This window comes from Clostridium sp. (genome assembly GCF_051656525.1).
Taxonomy (GTDB): domain Bacteria; phylum Bacillota; class Clostridia; order Clostridiales; family Clostridiaceae; genus Clostridium.
The window spans coordinates 1-16,740 of record NZ_JBOGCC010000299.1 but is presented as its reverse complement, the minus strand read 5'-3'; the positions used below and the strand labels follow the sequence as shown (position 1 = coordinate 16,740).

At 25.5% G+C, this 16,740-nt stretch carries 16 protein-coding genes and 1 riboswitch; of the genes, 14 read left to right on the top strand and 2 right to left on the bottom strand.

The window, feature by feature from the left end:
* Positions 1 to 1,307, bottom strand: a 1,307-nt coding sequence (locus tag ACRDDY_RS15090; RefSeq protein WP_438565765.1) for an NCS2 family permease, incomplete at its 3' end; no start/stop codon positions are given.
* Between the two features lie 71 nt (positions 1,308 to 1,378).
* Positions 1,379 to 1,477: riboswitch (purine riboswitch) on the bottom strand.
* Between the two features lie 240 nt (positions 1,478 to 1,717).
* Between ACRDDY_RS15090 and ACRDDY_RS15085 the strand changes: the two genes are divergently transcribed.
* The 14 genes from ACRDDY_RS15085 to ACRDDY_RS15020 all read left to right on the top strand — a co-directional run bounded on the left by ACRDDY_RS15085 (position 1,718) and on the right by ACRDDY_RS15020 (position 16,060).
* A complete protein-coding gene (locus ACRDDY_RS15085; RefSeq protein ID WP_438565764.1) occupies positions 1,718 to 2,380 on the top strand; it encodes a response regulator transcription factor in 663 nt (220 codons plus the stop codon).
* Positions 2,381 to 2,382: 2 nt separating this feature from the next.
* Positions 2,383 to 3,792 (top strand): HAMP domain-containing sensor histidine kinase, encoded by a 1,410-nt coding sequence (locus tag ACRDDY_RS15080; protein ID WP_438565763.1) that lies wholly within the window; start codon positions 2,383 to 2,385, stop codon positions 3,790 to 3,792.
* A gap of 84 nt (positions 3,793 to 3,876) precedes the next feature.
* The gene (locus ACRDDY_RS15075; RefSeq protein ID WP_438565762.1) at positions 3,877 to 4,416 is read left to right on the top strand and encodes a hypothetical protein; all 540 of its coding nucleotides are present in this window, start codon (positions 3,877 to 3,879) and stop codon (positions 4,414 to 4,416) included.
* 355 nt (positions 4,417 to 4,771) lie between these two features.
* Positions 4,772 to 4,930, top strand: a complete 159-nt coding sequence (locus ACRDDY_RS15070; protein WP_438565761.1) for a hypothetical protein — start codon at positions 4,772 to 4,774, stop codon at positions 4,928 to 4,930.
* Positions 4,931 to 4,981: 51 nt separating this feature from the next.
* Positions 4,982 to 5,365, top strand: a complete 384-nt coding sequence (locus tag ACRDDY_RS15065; RefSeq protein WP_438565760.1) for a methylglyoxal synthase — start codon at positions 4,982 to 4,984, stop codon at positions 5,363 to 5,365.
* Between the two features lie 64 nt (positions 5,366 to 5,429).
* Positions 5,430 to 6,524, top strand: a complete 1,095-nt coding sequence (gene fliB, locus ACRDDY_RS15060; protein WP_438565759.1) for a flagellin lysine-N-methylase — start codon at positions 5,430 to 5,432, stop codon at positions 6,522 to 6,524.
* 17 nt (positions 6,525 to 6,541) lie between these two features.
* A complete protein-coding gene (locus ACRDDY_RS15055) occupies positions 6,542 to 7,885 on the top strand; it encodes an FAD-binding protein (protein WP_438565758.1) in 1,344 nt (447 codons plus the stop codon).
* A gap of 84 nt (positions 7,886 to 7,969) precedes the next feature.
* Positions 7,970 to 9,349 carry an L-seryl-tRNA(Sec) selenium transferase gene (selA, locus tag ACRDDY_RS15050; protein ID WP_438565757.1) on the top strand — a complete coding sequence of 460 codons (1,380 nt, stop codon included), beginning with the start codon at positions 7,970 to 7,972 and terminating at the stop codon, positions 9,347 to 9,349.
* A gap of 16 nt (positions 9,350 to 9,365) precedes the next feature.
* Positions 9,366 to 11,264, top strand: a complete 1,899-nt coding sequence (selB, locus tag ACRDDY_RS15045) for a selenocysteine-specific translation elongation factor (protein WP_438565756.1) — start codon at positions 9,366 to 9,368, stop codon at positions 11,262 to 11,264.
* Positions 11,236 to 13,209 carry an FUSC family protein gene (locus tag ACRDDY_RS15040; protein WP_438565755.1) on the top strand — a complete coding sequence of 658 codons (1,974 nt, stop codon included), beginning with the start codon at positions 11,236 to 11,238 and terminating at the stop codon, positions 13,207 to 13,209. The genes selB and ACRDDY_RS15040 overlap by 29 nt, the downstream gene beginning before the upstream one ends.
* Positions 13,202 to 13,498 (top strand): metal-sensitive transcriptional regulator, encoded by a 297-nt coding sequence (locus tag ACRDDY_RS15035; RefSeq protein ID WP_438565754.1) that lies wholly within the window; start codon positions 13,202 to 13,204, stop codon positions 13,496 to 13,498. Before ACRDDY_RS15040 ends, ACRDDY_RS15035 begins: the two co-directional genes overlap by 8 nt.
* A gap of 35 nt (positions 13,499 to 13,533) precedes the next feature.
* Positions 13,534 to 14,490, top strand: coding sequence for a calcium/sodium antiporter (locus tag ACRDDY_RS15030; RefSeq protein WP_438565766.1), 957 nt, complete (start codon positions 13,534 to 13,536; stop codon positions 14,488 to 14,490).
* A 126-nt stretch (positions 14,491 to 14,616) separates the two neighbouring features.
* Entirely contained in the window at positions 14,617 to 15,468 is an 852-nt protein-coding gene (locus ACRDDY_RS15025) for a DMT family transporter (protein ID WP_438565753.1), read from the top strand.
* Between the two features lie 55 nt (positions 15,469 to 15,523).
* Positions 15,524 to 16,060 (top strand): cysteine hydrolase family protein, encoded by a 537-nt coding sequence (locus tag ACRDDY_RS15020; protein WP_438565752.1) that lies wholly within the window; start codon positions 15,524 to 15,526, stop codon positions 16,058 to 16,060.
* Positions 16,061 to 16,093: 33 nt separating this feature from the next.
* On the opposite strand, the gene ACRDDY_RS15015 is transcribed toward ACRDDY_RS15020, so the two are convergent.
* On the bottom strand, positions 16,094 to 16,740 hold a 647-nt coding region (locus ACRDDY_RS15015), incomplete at its 5' end, for an ATP-grasp domain-containing protein (RefSeq protein ID WP_438565751.1).

The window sequence follows — 16,740 nt, the reverse complement described above, 5'->3', positions numbered from 1 at the left end:
GGATTGATAGGGACTCGATTTATTTTTTTGCTAGAAATATTAACTATAAAATTAATTATAACGTAAGATAAAATTCCATAAATAATACCATCACCAATTGAATATGAAAGTGGCATTAAAATAATTGTTATAAAAGCAGGAATTGCTTCAGTTATATTTGTAAAATCTAAAGAAGTAATAATACTAAGCATTAGATATCCAACATAGATAAGTGCTGGAGCAGTAGCACATGATGGAATAGCTACAAAAAGTGGTGAGAAAAATAAGGAAACTGTAAAAAGGCATCCTACAACAAAAGCTGTTAATCCTGTTTTTCCACCTTCTGCAATACCAGTACTACTTTCTATAAAGGTTGAAATTGCAGATGTTCCTAAAAGAGCACCAGAAGTGGTACCTACAGCATCTACTAATAAAGCTTTACCTATTCTAGGAAACTTACCATCTTTTTCAACTAAACCTGCTTTAGTTGCAAGTCCTAAAACAGAACCTACAGTACCAAAAAAGTCAACGAAAAGGAATGTAAAAGTAATTCCTATAAAAGAAAGAAGAGCTTTAGTTGAGTGTATAAAAGAAAAATCTAATTTACCTACTATAGGCATAGGAGAAGCAAAAGCAATAATACCAGTAGGTAAAGAGATAGAGTATGCCTTTGCACCACTTGGATCTATTAAAGCATATATCCAAGCAACTGCAGTACAAACTATAATACCTACTAAAATTGAACCTTTAATTCTTTTTTTCTCTAAAACAGTTATAATAATTAATCCTAGAAATGCAATAAGAACAGGTGGCGAGGAAAATTTTCCAAGACCTACTAAGTTTGATTTGTTTGCAATTATAATATTAGCATTTTGAAGCCCAATAAAGGCAATAAATAAGCCAATACCAGCAGTTATAGAAATTTTTAAGCTGTGTGGTATAGAATGAGCAACAGATTCACGAACATTAGTCAAAGATAATATCACAAATATTACTCCTTCTACAAAAACAGCAGTCAAGGCTATTTGCCATGGAATTTTGTATTCACGACAAACTGTATAAGCAAAGAACGTATTAAGTCCCATACCAGAGGCTAAAGCAAATGGTAATTTAGCATAAAAAGCCATTAAGAAAGTAGCAATAATAGCTGATAGACAAGTAGTAGTAACAAGTGGTGCTAAAGGCATCCCTGTACTATGAAGAACTAATGGGTTAACAGCTATAATATAAGACATTGCTAAAAATGTTGTTACTCCAGCTCGAACTTCTCTTTTGACATCGATTTTCTCATTTTTATAAGAAAATAATTTGGTTAATGATAATTTCATTTAAAGTATCCCTCACAATCTTTAGTATAGATTTTGAGAAATTTGAAATTTATAAAGAATTATTAGATTCTAAAAAATTGCAAATAACTCATAGCCAAGACATTACGGTGTCTGGTAGAAACTTCTAGACCAATTACTAGAATTATATGAACATTACGAAAGTAATTATAGAATATTAATATAAAGTATGTCAAACAACGAATAAAAATGTGATTTGATAAAAATATATTTCGCATAAAGAAAAGGAGATTTAATATGGATATACTATGAAAAAATAGAATAAATAAAAAGAAAAGATGGTTAAATATTAATAAATATAAAATAAAAAAAACTTTAATTAAAAAAAATAATGAAATTAAAATGAGAGGATTTGCTATAATAAAAGTATTTAAAACTAAGGAGGAGGCTAAATGAAAAAAAAGATTTATTTAGTAGAAGATGAAAGAAATTTAAGCTTATTATTAGAGAAATATTTAACCGTTGAAGGATATGAAGTAACTATATTTGATTTAGGGATGAAGGCTTTAGAAAAAGTAAATGATATGCCAGATTTATGGATACTAGATGTTATGCTTCCAGATGTGGATGGATATTTTTTAATAAAAGAAATTAAAAAGGTAAATGAAGAAGCAAAAGTATTATTTATGTCTGCAAGAAATAAAGAGCTTGATAGAGTTCTTGGATTAGAACTTGGAGGTGAAGACTACATATCAAAACCATTTCTTCCAAGAGAACTAGTTATACGAGTAAATAGAATTTTAAAAAGAGATGAAAAAAAGACAGAGGTACTGGTTTTAAATAATTATATAATAAAAAAATTAGAAAGAAGTGTGTATAAAGATTCTTTAGAAATTCCTCTTACAAATAAGGAATATGAATTATTAATATATTTTGCTGAAAACATTAATGTTGTTTTATCTAGAGAGCAAATTTTAAGTAAGGTGTGGGGAGATGATTATTTTGGATCTGATAGAGTTGTAGATGATACAATAAGAAGGCTTAGAAAAAAGCTTTATGAGTTAAATATAGCTACAGTATATGGCTATGGATATAAGCTTAGTTTAGGAAATTAGTTATGAAGTTATTTAAAATAAAATCATTATATATGAGGATTTGGATTACATTTACTCTTTCTGTAATTGGAATAATACTAATACTAACAGTTTTATATGCAGTTGTTTTTAGAAGATTTCAATTAGAGAATAATGTTAGATATCTTATAAATACACAAGATAATATAATTAAAGAAATTGAAGGGGATACTTTTGATAATAAATATGCATTAGTTTATAAAGGAATAGGAATAGAAAGCTTTATAGTAGTAAAAGAAGATGGGAAAAGTAAAATAGTTAATTTAGATGGAAACTATGATAGTGATGATATAAAATATTTCAATAGTAAAATACGAGATATTGCAAATGATGCTGAAATATGGATGGCATCTTACGCTAAAGAAGTGTCTTATAAAAATAAAGTTTTTGTAGAAAGACATAAATTTGGAGATTCAAAAAAAGGATATGTTTTTGTAATAAGTAATGTGGTAAATAGTAAAAATAAAGAGGAGTATATTGTAACTTATACAGAAGGAATTTATACTCATGAAGCTATATATATTATTATTGCAATTGGAATATTATTTATAATTATTAGCTTTTTTCTTGCAAAATTTTTAGCAAGTTATATAACTAAATATTTAAAAAGTATAGAAGTATATGCAAAAAAAGTTTCTAAAAAAGAATGGACAGAACCTTTAGAAGTAAAAAGTAATGATGAAATTGGGAGTTTGATTAACTCTATGAATAATATGAGAATTGAATTAGAAAAAGTTGATAAAGAAGAAAAGGTGTTTTTTCAAAGTATGTCACATGATTTAAAAACGCCAGTTATGATAATTCAAAGTCATGCTGAAGCATTAATAGATGGAATGTATATAGGAAGTGTAGAAGATACAGCAAAAATAATAAAAAAAGAATCACAAATTTTAGAGAAAAAGATAAAACAAATATTATATTTAAATACTTTAGATTATATGCTTTTAAATGATAAGGAAACAAAAGAAATAGATTTAGAGTATTTGTTAGATGAAATATATTATAAATTTAGATTTATAAATAAGGAGATACAATGGAAGGTTTCATTAGAGGAAAAAGCTTATATTTATGCAAATGAAGAAAAAATAGTGACAGCAATAGAAAATATAATAGAAAATGCCTTAAGATATGTAAGGAAAGAAATAGAAATTAAATTATATAAACTAAATGAAACTATTGTAATAGAAATTTTTAATGATGGAGAAAATATAAAAGAAACTGATTTAAATAATATTTTTAATAATCTTTATAAAGGGAAATCAGGAAATTTTGGATTAGGACTATATATTACAAAAAGAATAATAGATTATTATAAAGGAAATATTTATGTTGAAAATGAAGATAGGGGAGTTAGATTTTATATAAAATTTGAAAATCACATAAAAATCACATAAAGTTCCCATAAAAAATATATTTTAATAAAGTACCCTAGTAAAGTAATCTTATGAAAAATAGGTTGAATATTAGGAGTGATTAAATTGAATAAGTTTCAAAAAAGAAATCTACGATTATTTTTAGTAAGTTTAATAGTAGTTATTATAGCTTTAATTGGAGTAGTTATTTCTATAATAACAGGTTTTTTTAGTAATTTTGGATATATAAGAGAATATGCATATGCAGCAGATATTGGAATTGCAGGAGCAGTAATTGTGGGAGCTGCATTTTGTATGTTTTTATTTAGAAGAGTAATAAAATATTTAAATATGGATGAATTAATAGATGCAGTATTAAAGTTTTTTACAAAGATACTACAAAAAATACATATTCCTTTAGGAATGATTGCGGTAGCAGTGATTTCATTTCATGTCTATATTTTTATAAGTTTAGGATTTAAATGGACATTAGGATATATTTTTGGAGCACTTGCAGGAATAGTTTTGTTAATTATGGTAGTATCAGGAATATTAAGAATATTCAATAAGGGAATTAAGAGTCATAAAGGTTTAGGAATAGCGTTATTAATTTTAATAGTCGTACATATTATATTAGTTAAATATTTTCCATTATGGTATATATAAGAGTTAACTTTAAGTTAGCTCTTTTTTGCATTTTAAATATTTCAAGTAAAAATTTATAAGCTGTAAACATTTTAAATAAAATCATCGTAAATAATTATTAAAAAATAAAAATATCAAAAAAATATATTTTATGTAGAATAATATAAAATAAAAAGAAGAATATCTAGAAAAAGAAGAATAAAGAAAATATTTTATAAAATTAAGTCATATGCTGTAAAACGAAAGTTCTATATTTTTTTACAGTATATATTTACAAAAAATACCATAAGTTATAAGATATTTGTATAGAAAGTAAAAATATTGTTTTGAAGAGAACAAATAAATAGAATATATAAGAATAATAGGAGGGTTTTGGATGACAATAAAAATATTACGACAATATTTAGAATTATGTGGGAGATTTAATGTAGAACCAACCTTAAGTGGGGCTAATAAATTTAAAAAGAATCTGACTGTTTTAGACAATCTTTTAGAGCTTGGACTAGAACGTTTAGTTTTAGACATAGTAGGATAAAATATTATATGTTATAATAAAGATATCATAAATTAAAAGGAAGTGACTTCTATGAAAGTAGCATTAATTGCTCATGATAGGAAAAAATCAGAAATGATAGAGTTTGCTAAAAAGTATGAAGGTGTTTTATCAAAATTAGATTTAGTAGCGACAGGAACAACAGGTGGATTAGTTATGGAGAATACAAATTTAAAGATAAAACGATATAAGAGTGGACCTTTTGGAGGAGATCAACAAATTGGTGCATTAATTCCAGAAGGTGAAATAGATATGATTATATTCTTCAGGGATCCTTTAACAGCGCAACCTCATGAACCAGATATAAGTGCACTTTTAAGATTATGTGATGTATATAAATTACCAGTTGCAACTAATAGTGAAACAGGTAAAATGTTGATTGAAGGAATAGCTTTTGAAAATTCAAAATTGATTTAAATTGAGAGATAGCTACATATAGCTATCTTTTTTAAATATAAAAGTTAATAATAAGGAGTAGAAAATGAAAGTAGACTTTTTTATGCCCAAATATATGAAGAGTTTTAAGTGCATAGCATCAAAATGTATAGACACTTGTTGTGCAGGGTGGGAAATAAACTTAGATAAAGAAACATTTTTTAAGTATAAAAATAGTGATGGGAGATTAAAAGATGTTGTAAAAGGTAAGTTTGTAGAAAGTGTTGCACATGATGATGATTTAACTTATGGATATATGAATGTAGAAGACAATAAATGTCCATTTTTAGATGAAAATTTGTTGTGTGAAATACATGGGAAAACTAATGATGAAAATTTAAGTATAACGTGTAGAAGATATCCTAGAATATACAATATAATTGATGGTATATATGAGAAGAGTGGAACATCTTCATGTATAGAAGTTTGCCAAAAAGCATTTTTAAGTAAAGAAAAGATGGAGTTTGTAGAATGGGAAGAAGATCTTGATGTAGATACAGTCAGAATAGGTAGAATTTTAGATACAGAGGCATTTTTAGATACTGGAAATATATTAGAATATTTTTGGAATATTAGAATATTTACTATAAATGTAATGCAAGAAAGAAAGTTTACTATTTTTGAAAGATTAAATATATTAAAATATATTTATAAGTACATATTAAAAGAAAATGAAACAGAAGATTTTTATATAGATGAATTTTTAGAAAATATAGATATGGAAAAAGTTTTAAGTGAAATAAATATTACTGAAGATAATAAAAGTATTCAAAACAATATATTTTCAAAAGAAATTATAAAAACTATTAGAGGAATTAGATTTAAGCAACTTTTAGAATCTAAAAATATTTTAAAAGATATTAATGATAGAGAAATTTTAAAACAATACGATTATATTTTAGAAAATTATTTAGTCAATCATATATTTAAAGAGGTAATTCCATTTAATAAGGGATTTAATTTAGAAAGTAGCATAGATGAATTAATAGAAATATACTTAATAGTAGAGGGATATTTAATTGGATTTATAAAAAAAATAGAAGAAAATATAACTAGTCAGGATATTATAAATATAATTCAAGCAATAAATAAAGACTTAGAACATAATAAAGATTTTAGAAAAAGTTTGAATTTAATATAAGAAAGAGGGATGTTTTAATGAAAAATTATGATTTTTCTTCCTTTTCAGGTGAATTAATATTAAAAGATAATAGAGATTATAATGAGAAAAGAATGTGCTTTAATAGAGCAATAGATAAAAAGCCTTTAGCAATTGCATATTGCACAAATACAAAGGAGCTTAAAGAAGCGCTATATTTAATAAAAACTTATAATCTACCATTTAGAATACGATCAGGAACACATCATTATGAAGGATTTTCTACAGGAGATGATATATTTATAATTGATGTAAGTAAAATGAATAAGATAGATATAAATTTAAATGAAAATACAGTTACTATTGAAGGTGGCGTTAGAAACAGAAAATTATATGAAGCTGTAGGAAAGTATGATATTCCTTTTCCTGGTGGAGGATGCCCAACAGTTGGAGTTAGTGCATATACATTAGGTGGTGGTTGGGGATATTCAGCACGACACTTAGGACTTGGAATTGACAGCTTAATTTCTATAGAGTTAATGAATTCAAAAGGTGAAATATTAGTAGCTAGCGAAGAGGAAAATAGTGAATTATTTTATGCTTTAAAAGGTTCTGGTGGAGGAAATTTTGGAATTGTTACAAAGTTAAAGTTTAATCTTCCTAAAAAAGAGAAAGATGGAACTTTAGTTTTATTAGAAAAAAATAATATTAAAGTTGAATATATGGCACAGATATTTTTAAAGTGGGATAGGAAGATTAATTTATTAGATGAAAGATTAAATATGAAAGTTGCTTTTTATAATGATAGAAATAAAGGATTGGGTATAAAAATAATAGGTGTTTTTTATGGAAAGCTAAATGAATTAAATAAAGAATTAGAAAAAATTATTAATTTAAATGAATTTGATAATAGATCTAAAGAAATGTCTATTTTAAATATAAATAGATGGATACAAGATGCTCATCCTGATTATGAGAAATATAAGTCGACAGGAAGGTTCACTAAGGATGAATATAAATATAATGAAATCTTAGAAATACTTAATATATTAAAAAGCCCTAGTAAAGGATCAGTTTACACTGCAATTTCTTTATATGGATTAGGTAAAGCTACATATAATAAAAATGGAGAAGATTCTTTTTATTATAGAAATTCTAAAGGAATAATAGGATTTCAATCAGTTTGGGAAGAAGATATATTTTCTGAGGAAAATAAAGAGTTTGTAGTAAAAAACTTTGAAATTATAAGAAGATTGACTAAAGGATCTTTTGTAAGCTTTCCATTAAAGGAATTAGATAATTATATGGAAGAGTATTTTGGAGAATATAAATATAAATTAAAAGCTATAAAAGAGAAGTATGATAAGGAAAATTTCTTTAAATTTGAACAAGAAATAAAATAAAGTAATGAGGGCTATTTTAAAAGAATAGTTCTCATTTTTTGTGATATAATTTAGAAAGAAAATTATATAGAAAGAGGAGTTCTTATGAAGAAAGAATTATTAAGAAGTTTGCCTAAAATGGATAAACTTTTAGAAGAAAATAGTATAAAAAAGAACATAGAGAGTTTCGGTAGAGAAAACATAGTTAAAGAGTTACGAAAGATTATTGAAGAGTGTAGAAGTGAAATCTTAAATGGCAACGTACATAATATTATAACTATAGGAGAGGTTTTAAGTAGATTAAATAAAATTTTAAAGAAAAATTATACAGGAAGCCTTTGTAGTGTGGTGAATGGAACAGGAGTTATTATACATACAAATTTAGGACGTTCTTTATTAAGTGAAAAAGCAATACAAAATATTATTAAAGTAAGTACTAGTTATAATAATTTAGAGTATGACATAAATTTAGGAAAACGTGGCTCAAGATATAACCATATAGAAAAACTTTTAGTTCATTTAACAGGTGCAGAAGGTGCTTTAGTTGTTAATAATAATGCAGCAGCAGTTCTTTTAGTTTTAGGAGAAATGGCAAGAGGAAAAGAGAGTATAGTATCTAGAGGAGAGCTTGTAGAAATTGGTGGTTCTTTTAGAATTCCAGATGTAATGGAGATGTCAGGCTCAAAACTTAAAGAAGTTGGAACTACTAATAGAACTCATTTAAGTGATTATGAAAATGCTATATCAGAAGAAACAGGAGCACTAGTAAAAGTACATAGTTCAAATTTTAAAATTATTGGATATACAAGTGAAGTATCTTCAAAAGAAATTTCAAAGCTTGGAGAAAAATATAATATTCCAACTATTGAGGATTTAGGGAGTGGAGCATTAGTAAATTTAGAAAGATTTAAGATTTCAGAAAAAACAGTAAGAAGTGTTGTTGAAGATGGAATAGATATAGTTACATTTTCAGGAGATAAGCTTTTAGGAGGACCACAAGCGGGAATAATAGTAGGAAAAAAAGAATATATTGAAAGGCTTAAAAAAAATCAGTTATTAAGAGCTTTAAGAGTTGATAAATTTACACTTGCAGCCCTTGAAGGAACTTTAATAGATTATTTAAATGAGGAAAAAGCATATAAAAATATACCAACTTTAAATATGATAGATAAAGATAATTTAGAGCTTGAACATATAGGAAAAGAAGTTATAAATAGATTAAAAAATAGTTCATCAAAATTAAAAATAGAGTTAATTAAAGATGAAGACTACGTAGGTGGAGGAACACTTCCAACATATGTATTAGAGGGAAGAAGCATAGAATTTGAAAGTGAAACTAGAAGTGCAAATGAAATAGATAAGATTTTTAGAAAAAATAAATATCCTATTATTGGAAGGGTTAAGAATGATAAATACAGATTAAGCTTAAGAACACTGAGACAAGAGGATATAGATATAATAGAAGAGGCAGTTAAAAAGTTATAGAAAGAAGGCTTTATTAATGAAACATATAGTAATAGGAACATCAGGACATATAGATCATGGAAAAACATCTTTAATAAAAAGTTTAACAGGAGTAGATACAGATAGTTTAAAAGAAGAGAAGCTTAGAGGAATAACTATAAATAATGGATATACAAATTTAAAGTTAAACAATGGGATTATTGCAGGAATAATTGATGTTCCAGGTCATGAAAAATTTATAAAAAATATGGTTTCAGGAGCTTCATCAATTGATATGGTGCTTTTTGTAATAAGTGCAGACGATGGAATAATGCCACAAACAAAAGAGCATTTTAATATATTAAAAATTTTAGGAATAAAAAGAGGGATTATAGTTTTAACTAAATGTGATTTAGTTGATAAAGAATGGATTTCTTTTATAAAAGAGGAGATTAAAGATTTTACATTAGGTTCTTTTCTTGAAAATGCACCAATTATAGAATTTTCTAAGAAAACAAATCAAGGTGTAGATTTATTAAAAGAGAAAATTGAAGAAGTGATAAATGAAATAGAAGAGAAGGATAGTGAAAGCTTATTTAGACTTCCTGTTGATAGAATATTTACTGTTTCAGGTTTTGGAACAGTAGTCACAGGAACTATAATTGGTGGAAAAGTAAAGATTGGGGATTTACTTGAATTATATCCTAAAGAAATAAAATGTAAAGTTCGTGGAATACAGGTACATGGAAAAGATGTTGAAGAAGCTTATGCAGGAGAACGTACAGCTATAAATTTAAATAATATTCAAGTTAGTGATATAGAAAAGGGAGATATTCTAGGAGAAGAGGATAAAGAAATTAAAAGCTTTATGATTGATGTAAAGCTTGAATATTTTTCATCTAAGAAAGAAAAGTTAGAGAATAGAACTAGAGTTAGAATTCATCATGGGACTAAAGAGATTCTTGGAAGAATTGTAATTTTAGATAAAGAGTTTTTAAAAAATGGGGAAAGTGCATATTGTCAAATTAGATTAGAAGATGAACTTTCTGCGAGAAGAAATGACAAAATAGTAGTTAGAAGTTACTCACCAATAGAAACAATTGGTGGAGGAATAATTTTAAATGAAAATCCTAAGAAGGCAAAAAGATTTAAAGAAGACTATATAAATGAATTAAAGCTTTTTGAAAAGGGTAATTTAGAAGATACTATTATAGGAGTATTAAGAGAGGAAGATAGATTACTTTCAAAATTAGAGATTTCAAATAAATTAAATAAAGAGAGTAATGAAATAGAAAAAACTCTAGAAAAAATAATATCTAAAAAATTAGGAATGCAAATCGTAGATGAATATTGTAGTAATTTATTCTTAAAAGAAAAGGAAGTAAAAATAGAGAAGATTTTCAAAGAATTTTATAAAGTAAATCCATTAAAAGAGACTATGAAAAAAGAAGAAGTTAAATCAAAATTATTTAAAGAAAAAATTAAAAAAATATATCTTGAAGAGATATTTAAAATATTAGAGGAAAAAAATGTTATAGACATAGAAAAGGAAAATATAAAATTAAAGGGTTATAAAGTTAAATTTACATTAAAACAAAAGCAAATAATCCAAAAAATAAATGAGATATATTTAAAAGATGGATTTAAAACAAAGAGGTTAAAGGAAGTTTTAGAATTAGAAAGTGGAAATGATAAATTAGAAATGAAAGAGATAATTGATTATCTTATAGATAAAGGGGAGCTTATATTATTATCTGAAGATGTAGTTTATAGCAAAGAATACTTAAATAAGGCATTAAATATAGTAAAAGGGTATTTAAGTGAACATAAGTATATAGATTTAAAATCATTAAAAGAAATAATAGATGTTCCTAGAAAATATTTAATTGCAATTTTAGAATATTGTGATTATATAAAAGTAACTTGTCGTGAAGAGGAAGGAAGAAGATTATTATAGAATCTTCTATTTGATACAAATGAAAAAAGAATTAATTTTAAGAAATGGTGGAATATTTTTATTATCATTAATATTTATTTATGGTTCTATACACTTTTTAGGAAGAGATAACTTAATGGTAGGTGCTAATGCAGTATTTTTATTAGTTGGAATACTTAATAAAAACTTTTCTACACGTCCAATAAAAAGTATTTTAAAAGTTATATGTTTAATGGCATTAATAGGCATACTTCCGTTTTTAGTAAACTTTAATAATAATGTTGGTTTATTTATTAATTTCATTGGAATATTTATACTTTTGTATGCTGTAGTTTATAATTTAAATAAATCAATATATTATCCATTTTTATTCGGATATACATTACTTTTAAGTAGTAATGTTACAGGAAAGGCTTTATTATATAGAGTTATAGGACTAATTATAGTTGGAATAATAGCAGTTTTATATCAAATTATTTATACTAAAATTATTTATAGAACTAAAATGAGCTCTTTAAAAAGAAGTTTAGATTTTTTAATAAGATATGTAGGAGATCCTGATGCAACGAATAATACTAAAAATTTAGAGAAATTTAGAGAAGTGAATGCTGCTTGGAGCAGAGAATTACTTGAATATAGAGGTAATAATTTTTATTTAAATTATAAAGAAAATTTAGAATTAAATTTAATAGCAGTTCTTGATAAATTAGAAAAAATAAATAGTGAGATTATAAATAAGGATATAAAATATAAGATACTAGAAGATGAAAACTTAAGAAAAGAACTTTTAAACATTTTAAAAGATATACGAAAATTTATATATAATGAATTAAAAGAAGAGGAATTAGAACTTAGCTTAAGAAAGTATTTAAAAGTATATAAAAATAAAGAAAATATATATATTTTTGAATTGGCAGTAACGGTGGAAACTTTTAAAAATTTAATTGTTGAATTTTATAAAATGGAAAGAGAAAATTTAAGAGTTAAGAAAAAAGTTAATTGGATTGATATAAAAGAAAGCATAATGATTATAAAAGAGGATTTCAATATTAATTCAGTAAGATTTATATTTTCTTTTAGAACAGCGGTCCTTATATCAGTAATTTATTTTATAATACAAAGATATCATATAGACTATGGAAAATGGATTATATTTACCATAGCATCTGTATCACAGCCTTATAATGAAACTGTTAAAAATAGAGCTAAGGAGAGGATTCTTGGAACTTTAATTGGAGCATTTATTTATTATGGATTATCTTTAATTTTAGTAAGTGAAGTTGAGAGAGTTATAGTAATATTAGCAGCTGTATATCTGTACATACATTTTAAAACTTATATGAAAAATGTAATGATGATAACTATTATGTTTTTAGGACTTGCAACATTGAATACATTAAATACAACTGATGCAACTGAATGGCGAATACTTTTTATTATAATTGGAAGTATAGTTGTAATATTAGGAAATAAATTTATTTTCCCATATAATTTTAAAAAAGAAACAAAAGTGCTTTTAGATAAATATATTTTCTGTTGTAATAAAGCATTTCTAAATATATTTAATATTTATGAAAATAAACTTGAAAGAAATAAAATAAAAAATTTGATTCTTCAAGCAAGAGGACTTGAGAATAAAATAATTTTAAATAATACATTAGCAGAAAATAAAAATATTATGTATTTAATAGAGAATGAAAGAATAATAATAAATTGTATACAAAATATATTTAACTTAAGTGAGTATTATGACATAACGTTAAGGGTAAATGGTCAAGTTAGGATGGAAGCTATTAAAGAGCTAGTTTATAATAAATTAAATGGTGAAAATCTTAATTTAAGTGATTATTTAAATAAAACAAATGAAATAGATGAAAAACTTATATATAAAGACATGTATGAAGTGACGATTGCTAAAATAAAAGTAAATGAGAGAATTAAAGAAGGAGTGAAGTTAAATGGATGAAAAAAGTTTAGAAATATATATAGCAGAAAATGAGGCTTTAAGAAAAGATATAATGAATAGATTAAAAAGGATTGAAGGGCAAGTAAAAGGAATCCAAGGAATGATGGAAAAAAATACTTGTTGTGGAGATGTTTTAGTTCAAATTTCAGCTGTAAGGTCTGCTATTAATAATGTTGGTGGACTTATAATTGAAAATTATGCAAGGAACTGTTTAGGAATAGATGAAGGTGCAGTAGAGCAAGAGAATCTAAAGAGAATGATCAAAACAATAAATAATTTTGTGAAATAAATCTTTAAAACTTTGGGGGAAGTATGAGAGAATTTATAAGTGGGTTGATGCTAGTAGTTGGGTTTATGGCATTAATAAAGGGAGCAGATATATTTGTAGATGGTGCAGCAAATATTGCTAAAAAGCTAGGAATTCCATCTGTTATAGTTGGTTTGACTATAATATCTATTGGAACTAGTGCACCGGAGCTTGCAGTAAGTACTATATCAGCTATAGGTGGAAACAATGGCATAGCAATAGGAAATATATTAGGATCAAATATTTTTAATACATTAATAGTATTAGGTGGAACAACATTAGCTATGCCTATAATTATAAAAAAAGATTTAATAAAAAAAGATTTTTTATTTAATTTAAGTATAGTTTTTGTGCTATATTTTATGATATATAGCAACATTATAAATTTTAATGATGGAATTTTAAATAGAGTAAATGGAATTATATTAATAACATTATGTGCTATGTATACAATTTTATTAATTAGAAGTGCAATGAAGGATAGCGGGAAAGAGAAAGAAGCTAGAAATGTAAAAATAGGTATAAATCTTTTTAAAATTATAATGGGGATACTAGGAATAGTTATAGGAGGAGAATTTGTTGTAGAGGGAGCAAGTAAAATAGCATTATTATTAGGAATGAGTGAAAATTTAGTAGGATTAACTATTGTTGCTATGGGAACATCACTTCCAGAGCTTGTAACGTCAATAGTAGCAACATTAAAGGGTGAAACAGAAATTGCAATTGGGAATGTACTCGGTTCTAATATCTTTAATATATTACTAATCCTTGGTGTATCTTCATCTATAAATCCAATAGAAGTATCTGGTATATTAAGGTTTGATATGATATTTTTATTAGTTAGTACTCTTGTAATAGGTGTACTATTCTTTATGAATAAAGATAAGAAAATTAAAAAATTAAGTAGAGGAGAAGGAATACTCTTAATTGGATTTTATGCTATCTACTTAACATTTATTATTCTAAGAAATTAGATGAGAAAAGTATATAATCTTTAAATAGATTATGTACTTTTTTGTTTTAAAAAGTTAACAATCTGTTTTTATAAAAGCTACTTATAAAGATTATAATATTTAGAATAGACATTTAGGAGGAAAGAGATGAGTAACAAAGATAAGGGGATATTATTAATTTTGATATCAAGTTTATTTGGTGCAATAACTTTAACACTAATAAAACTTGGTGGAAATATTCCAGTATATGAAAAAAGCTTTTTAAGGAATGTGTGTACAATAATAATAGCCTTTTATGTATTGAAAAAAGCAAATGATGAAGTATTTGGGAAAAAAGGAAATAGAAAATTATTAATATTAAGAGCAACTTGTGGGACGCTAGCTATTTGGACTAGCTATTATTCTTTATCTCATATGATTATTGCAAATGCAACTGTATTAACAAAATTAAGTCCTATAATAACTATAATATTTGCAAGTATATTCTTAAAAGAAAAAATAAAGAAAATTCATATTGTGGCTTTTATAGTAGCATTTATAGGAGTAATTTTTGTTGTTAATCCAACAAAAAATAGTTATGAGTTACTACCATCATTTATGGCTATAGTATCTGCATTTTTAGCAGCTGGAGTAGCTACTTGTTTAAGAGTTCTTAGAGGAAAAGAATCAGCTAATACTATTGTCTTCTTTTATGCATTTTTTTCTATGATAAGTTCAATTCCACTAATGATAGTTCATTTTAAAATGCCTACAGCTGGGCAACTAGCTATATTACTTTTATCAGGATTATTTTCAACAGTAACACAGTTTTCAGTTACAAAGGCATACAAATATGCTAAAGCTAGTGAGATTTCTATTTATAATTATTCAAGTATAATATTTGTAACAATTCTTGGATATTTAATTTGGGGAAGTATGCCAAGTAAAGGTGCATTTTTAGGATATTTGTTGATAATTATAGGCGCTATAATTATATTTTTAATAAAGAATAAAGAGTAATGTTGTATAGAGGATAAATATAAAATATAATAAAATAAAAAGGGGAGTTGTAAAAATGAAAAAGTTATTAGTTGTGGTTGATTATCAAAAAGATTTTGTAGATGGAAGTGCAGGCTTTTCAGAAGCTAAGGAATTGGAAGAGGGAATTTTCAAAAAAATAAATGAATATATTTTAGATGGGCAGAAAGTTTTATGTACATTAGATACTCATGATAGTGAATATCTAAATACTAGAGAAGGAAAGAGCTTTAATATAATTCATTGTATTAAAGGAACAGAAGGACATAAACTATATGGAAAGCTTTCAAGCTTAAAAAAAGAAAACATATTTTTTTTAGAAAAAAAGGCGTTTGGAATATCACCGGAAAGTTTATGTGAAATAAAAAAAGATTTTGGACATATTGATGTAATTGAAATAGTAGGTATTGTAACAAATATGTGTGTAATAAGTAATGCTATAATGCTTCAAAATGCGTATATTAATAGTGAAATAATTATCGATGCAAGCCTTTGTGCAAGTTTTGATAAAGAAATGCATAATAAAGCTTTAGATATCTTAGAGGGAATACAATTTAAGGTTATAAATAGATAAAAAGGTAGTCATATGACTACCTTTTTAAAATTCCTATTTTTCTTTAACAGTAACACCGTTATTTCTAGCATTATCTAAAGCTTCAACTTTTCTTCTAACTTCTAATGATTTTTCAATTACAGTATCTAAGAAATCTGAAACTTCAATTCCAGCAGTTTTTAAACTTACAGGATATAGTGAGTTTTTAGTCATTCCTGGTAATGTATTTACTTCTAATACATAAGGAACACCATCTTTAACTAACATATCAACTCTAGTATAAACACTAGTTTTTAATGCATAATAAGTTGCAACAGCCATTTTTTCAACTTCTTCATGTAATTCTTTAGGAAGTTCTACTGTATATCTGTCTGAACCTTCAGCAGTATACTTTGATTGATAATCGAAGAATTCACCTTTAGGATCGATTTGAATAACAGGTAACATTTTACCATCAACAACAGGACAAGTAATCTCAGTTGCACCAGGTATAAATTTCTCTATCATTATTTCTTCATCCCAAAGAAGTCCTTCTCTAACAGCTTCTTCAACATCTTCTTTCTTCTTAACGATGAAAGTAGCAACACTTCCTCCACCACTTACTGGTTTAACCATAACTGGGTAACCATATTCTTCGATTTTATCATAGTTTATATCTTCAATAGACTTAACTACAAACCAATCAGCAGTTCTAATGTTGT

Coding starts and splice junctions, on each gene's coding strand:
- selB (WP_438565756.1), top strand. CDS start 9,366: ATGAAACATATAGTAATAGGAACATCAGGACATATAGATCATGGAAAA.
- fliB (WP_438565759.1), top strand. CDS start 5,430: ATGAAAGTAGACTTTTTTATGCCCAAATATATGAAGAGTTTTAAGTGC.
- ACRDDY_RS15065 (WP_438565760.1), top strand. CDS start 4,982: ATGAAAGTAGCATTAATTGCTCATGATAGGAAAAAATCAGAAATGATA.
- ACRDDY_RS15035 (WP_438565754.1), top strand. CDS start 13,202: ATGGATGAAAAAAGTTTAGAAATATATATAGCAGAAAATGAGGCTTTA.
- ACRDDY_RS15020 (WP_438565752.1), top strand. CDS start 15,524: ATGAAAAAGTTATTAGTTGTGGTTGATTATCAAAAAGATTTTGTAGAT.
- ACRDDY_RS15025 (WP_438565753.1), top strand. CDS start 14,617: ATGAGTAACAAAGATAAGGGGATATTATTAATTTTGATATCAAGTTTA.
- ACRDDY_RS15055 (WP_438565758.1), top strand. CDS start 6,542: ATGAAAAATTATGATTTTTCTTCCTTTTCAGGTGAATTAATATTAAAA.
- selA (WP_438565757.1), top strand. CDS start 7,970: ATGAAGAAAGAATTATTAAGAAGTTTGCCTAAAATGGATAAACTTTTA.
- ACRDDY_RS15070 (WP_438565761.1), top strand. CDS start 4,772: ATGACAATAAAAATATTACGACAATATTTAGAATTATGTGGGAGATTT.
- ACRDDY_RS15080 (WP_438565763.1), top strand. CDS start 2,383: ATGAAGTTATTTAAAATAAAATCATTATATATGAGGATTTGGATTACA.
- ACRDDY_RS15085 (WP_438565764.1), top strand. CDS start 1,718: ATGAAAAAAAAGATTTATTTAGTAGAAGATGAAAGAAATTTAAGCTTA.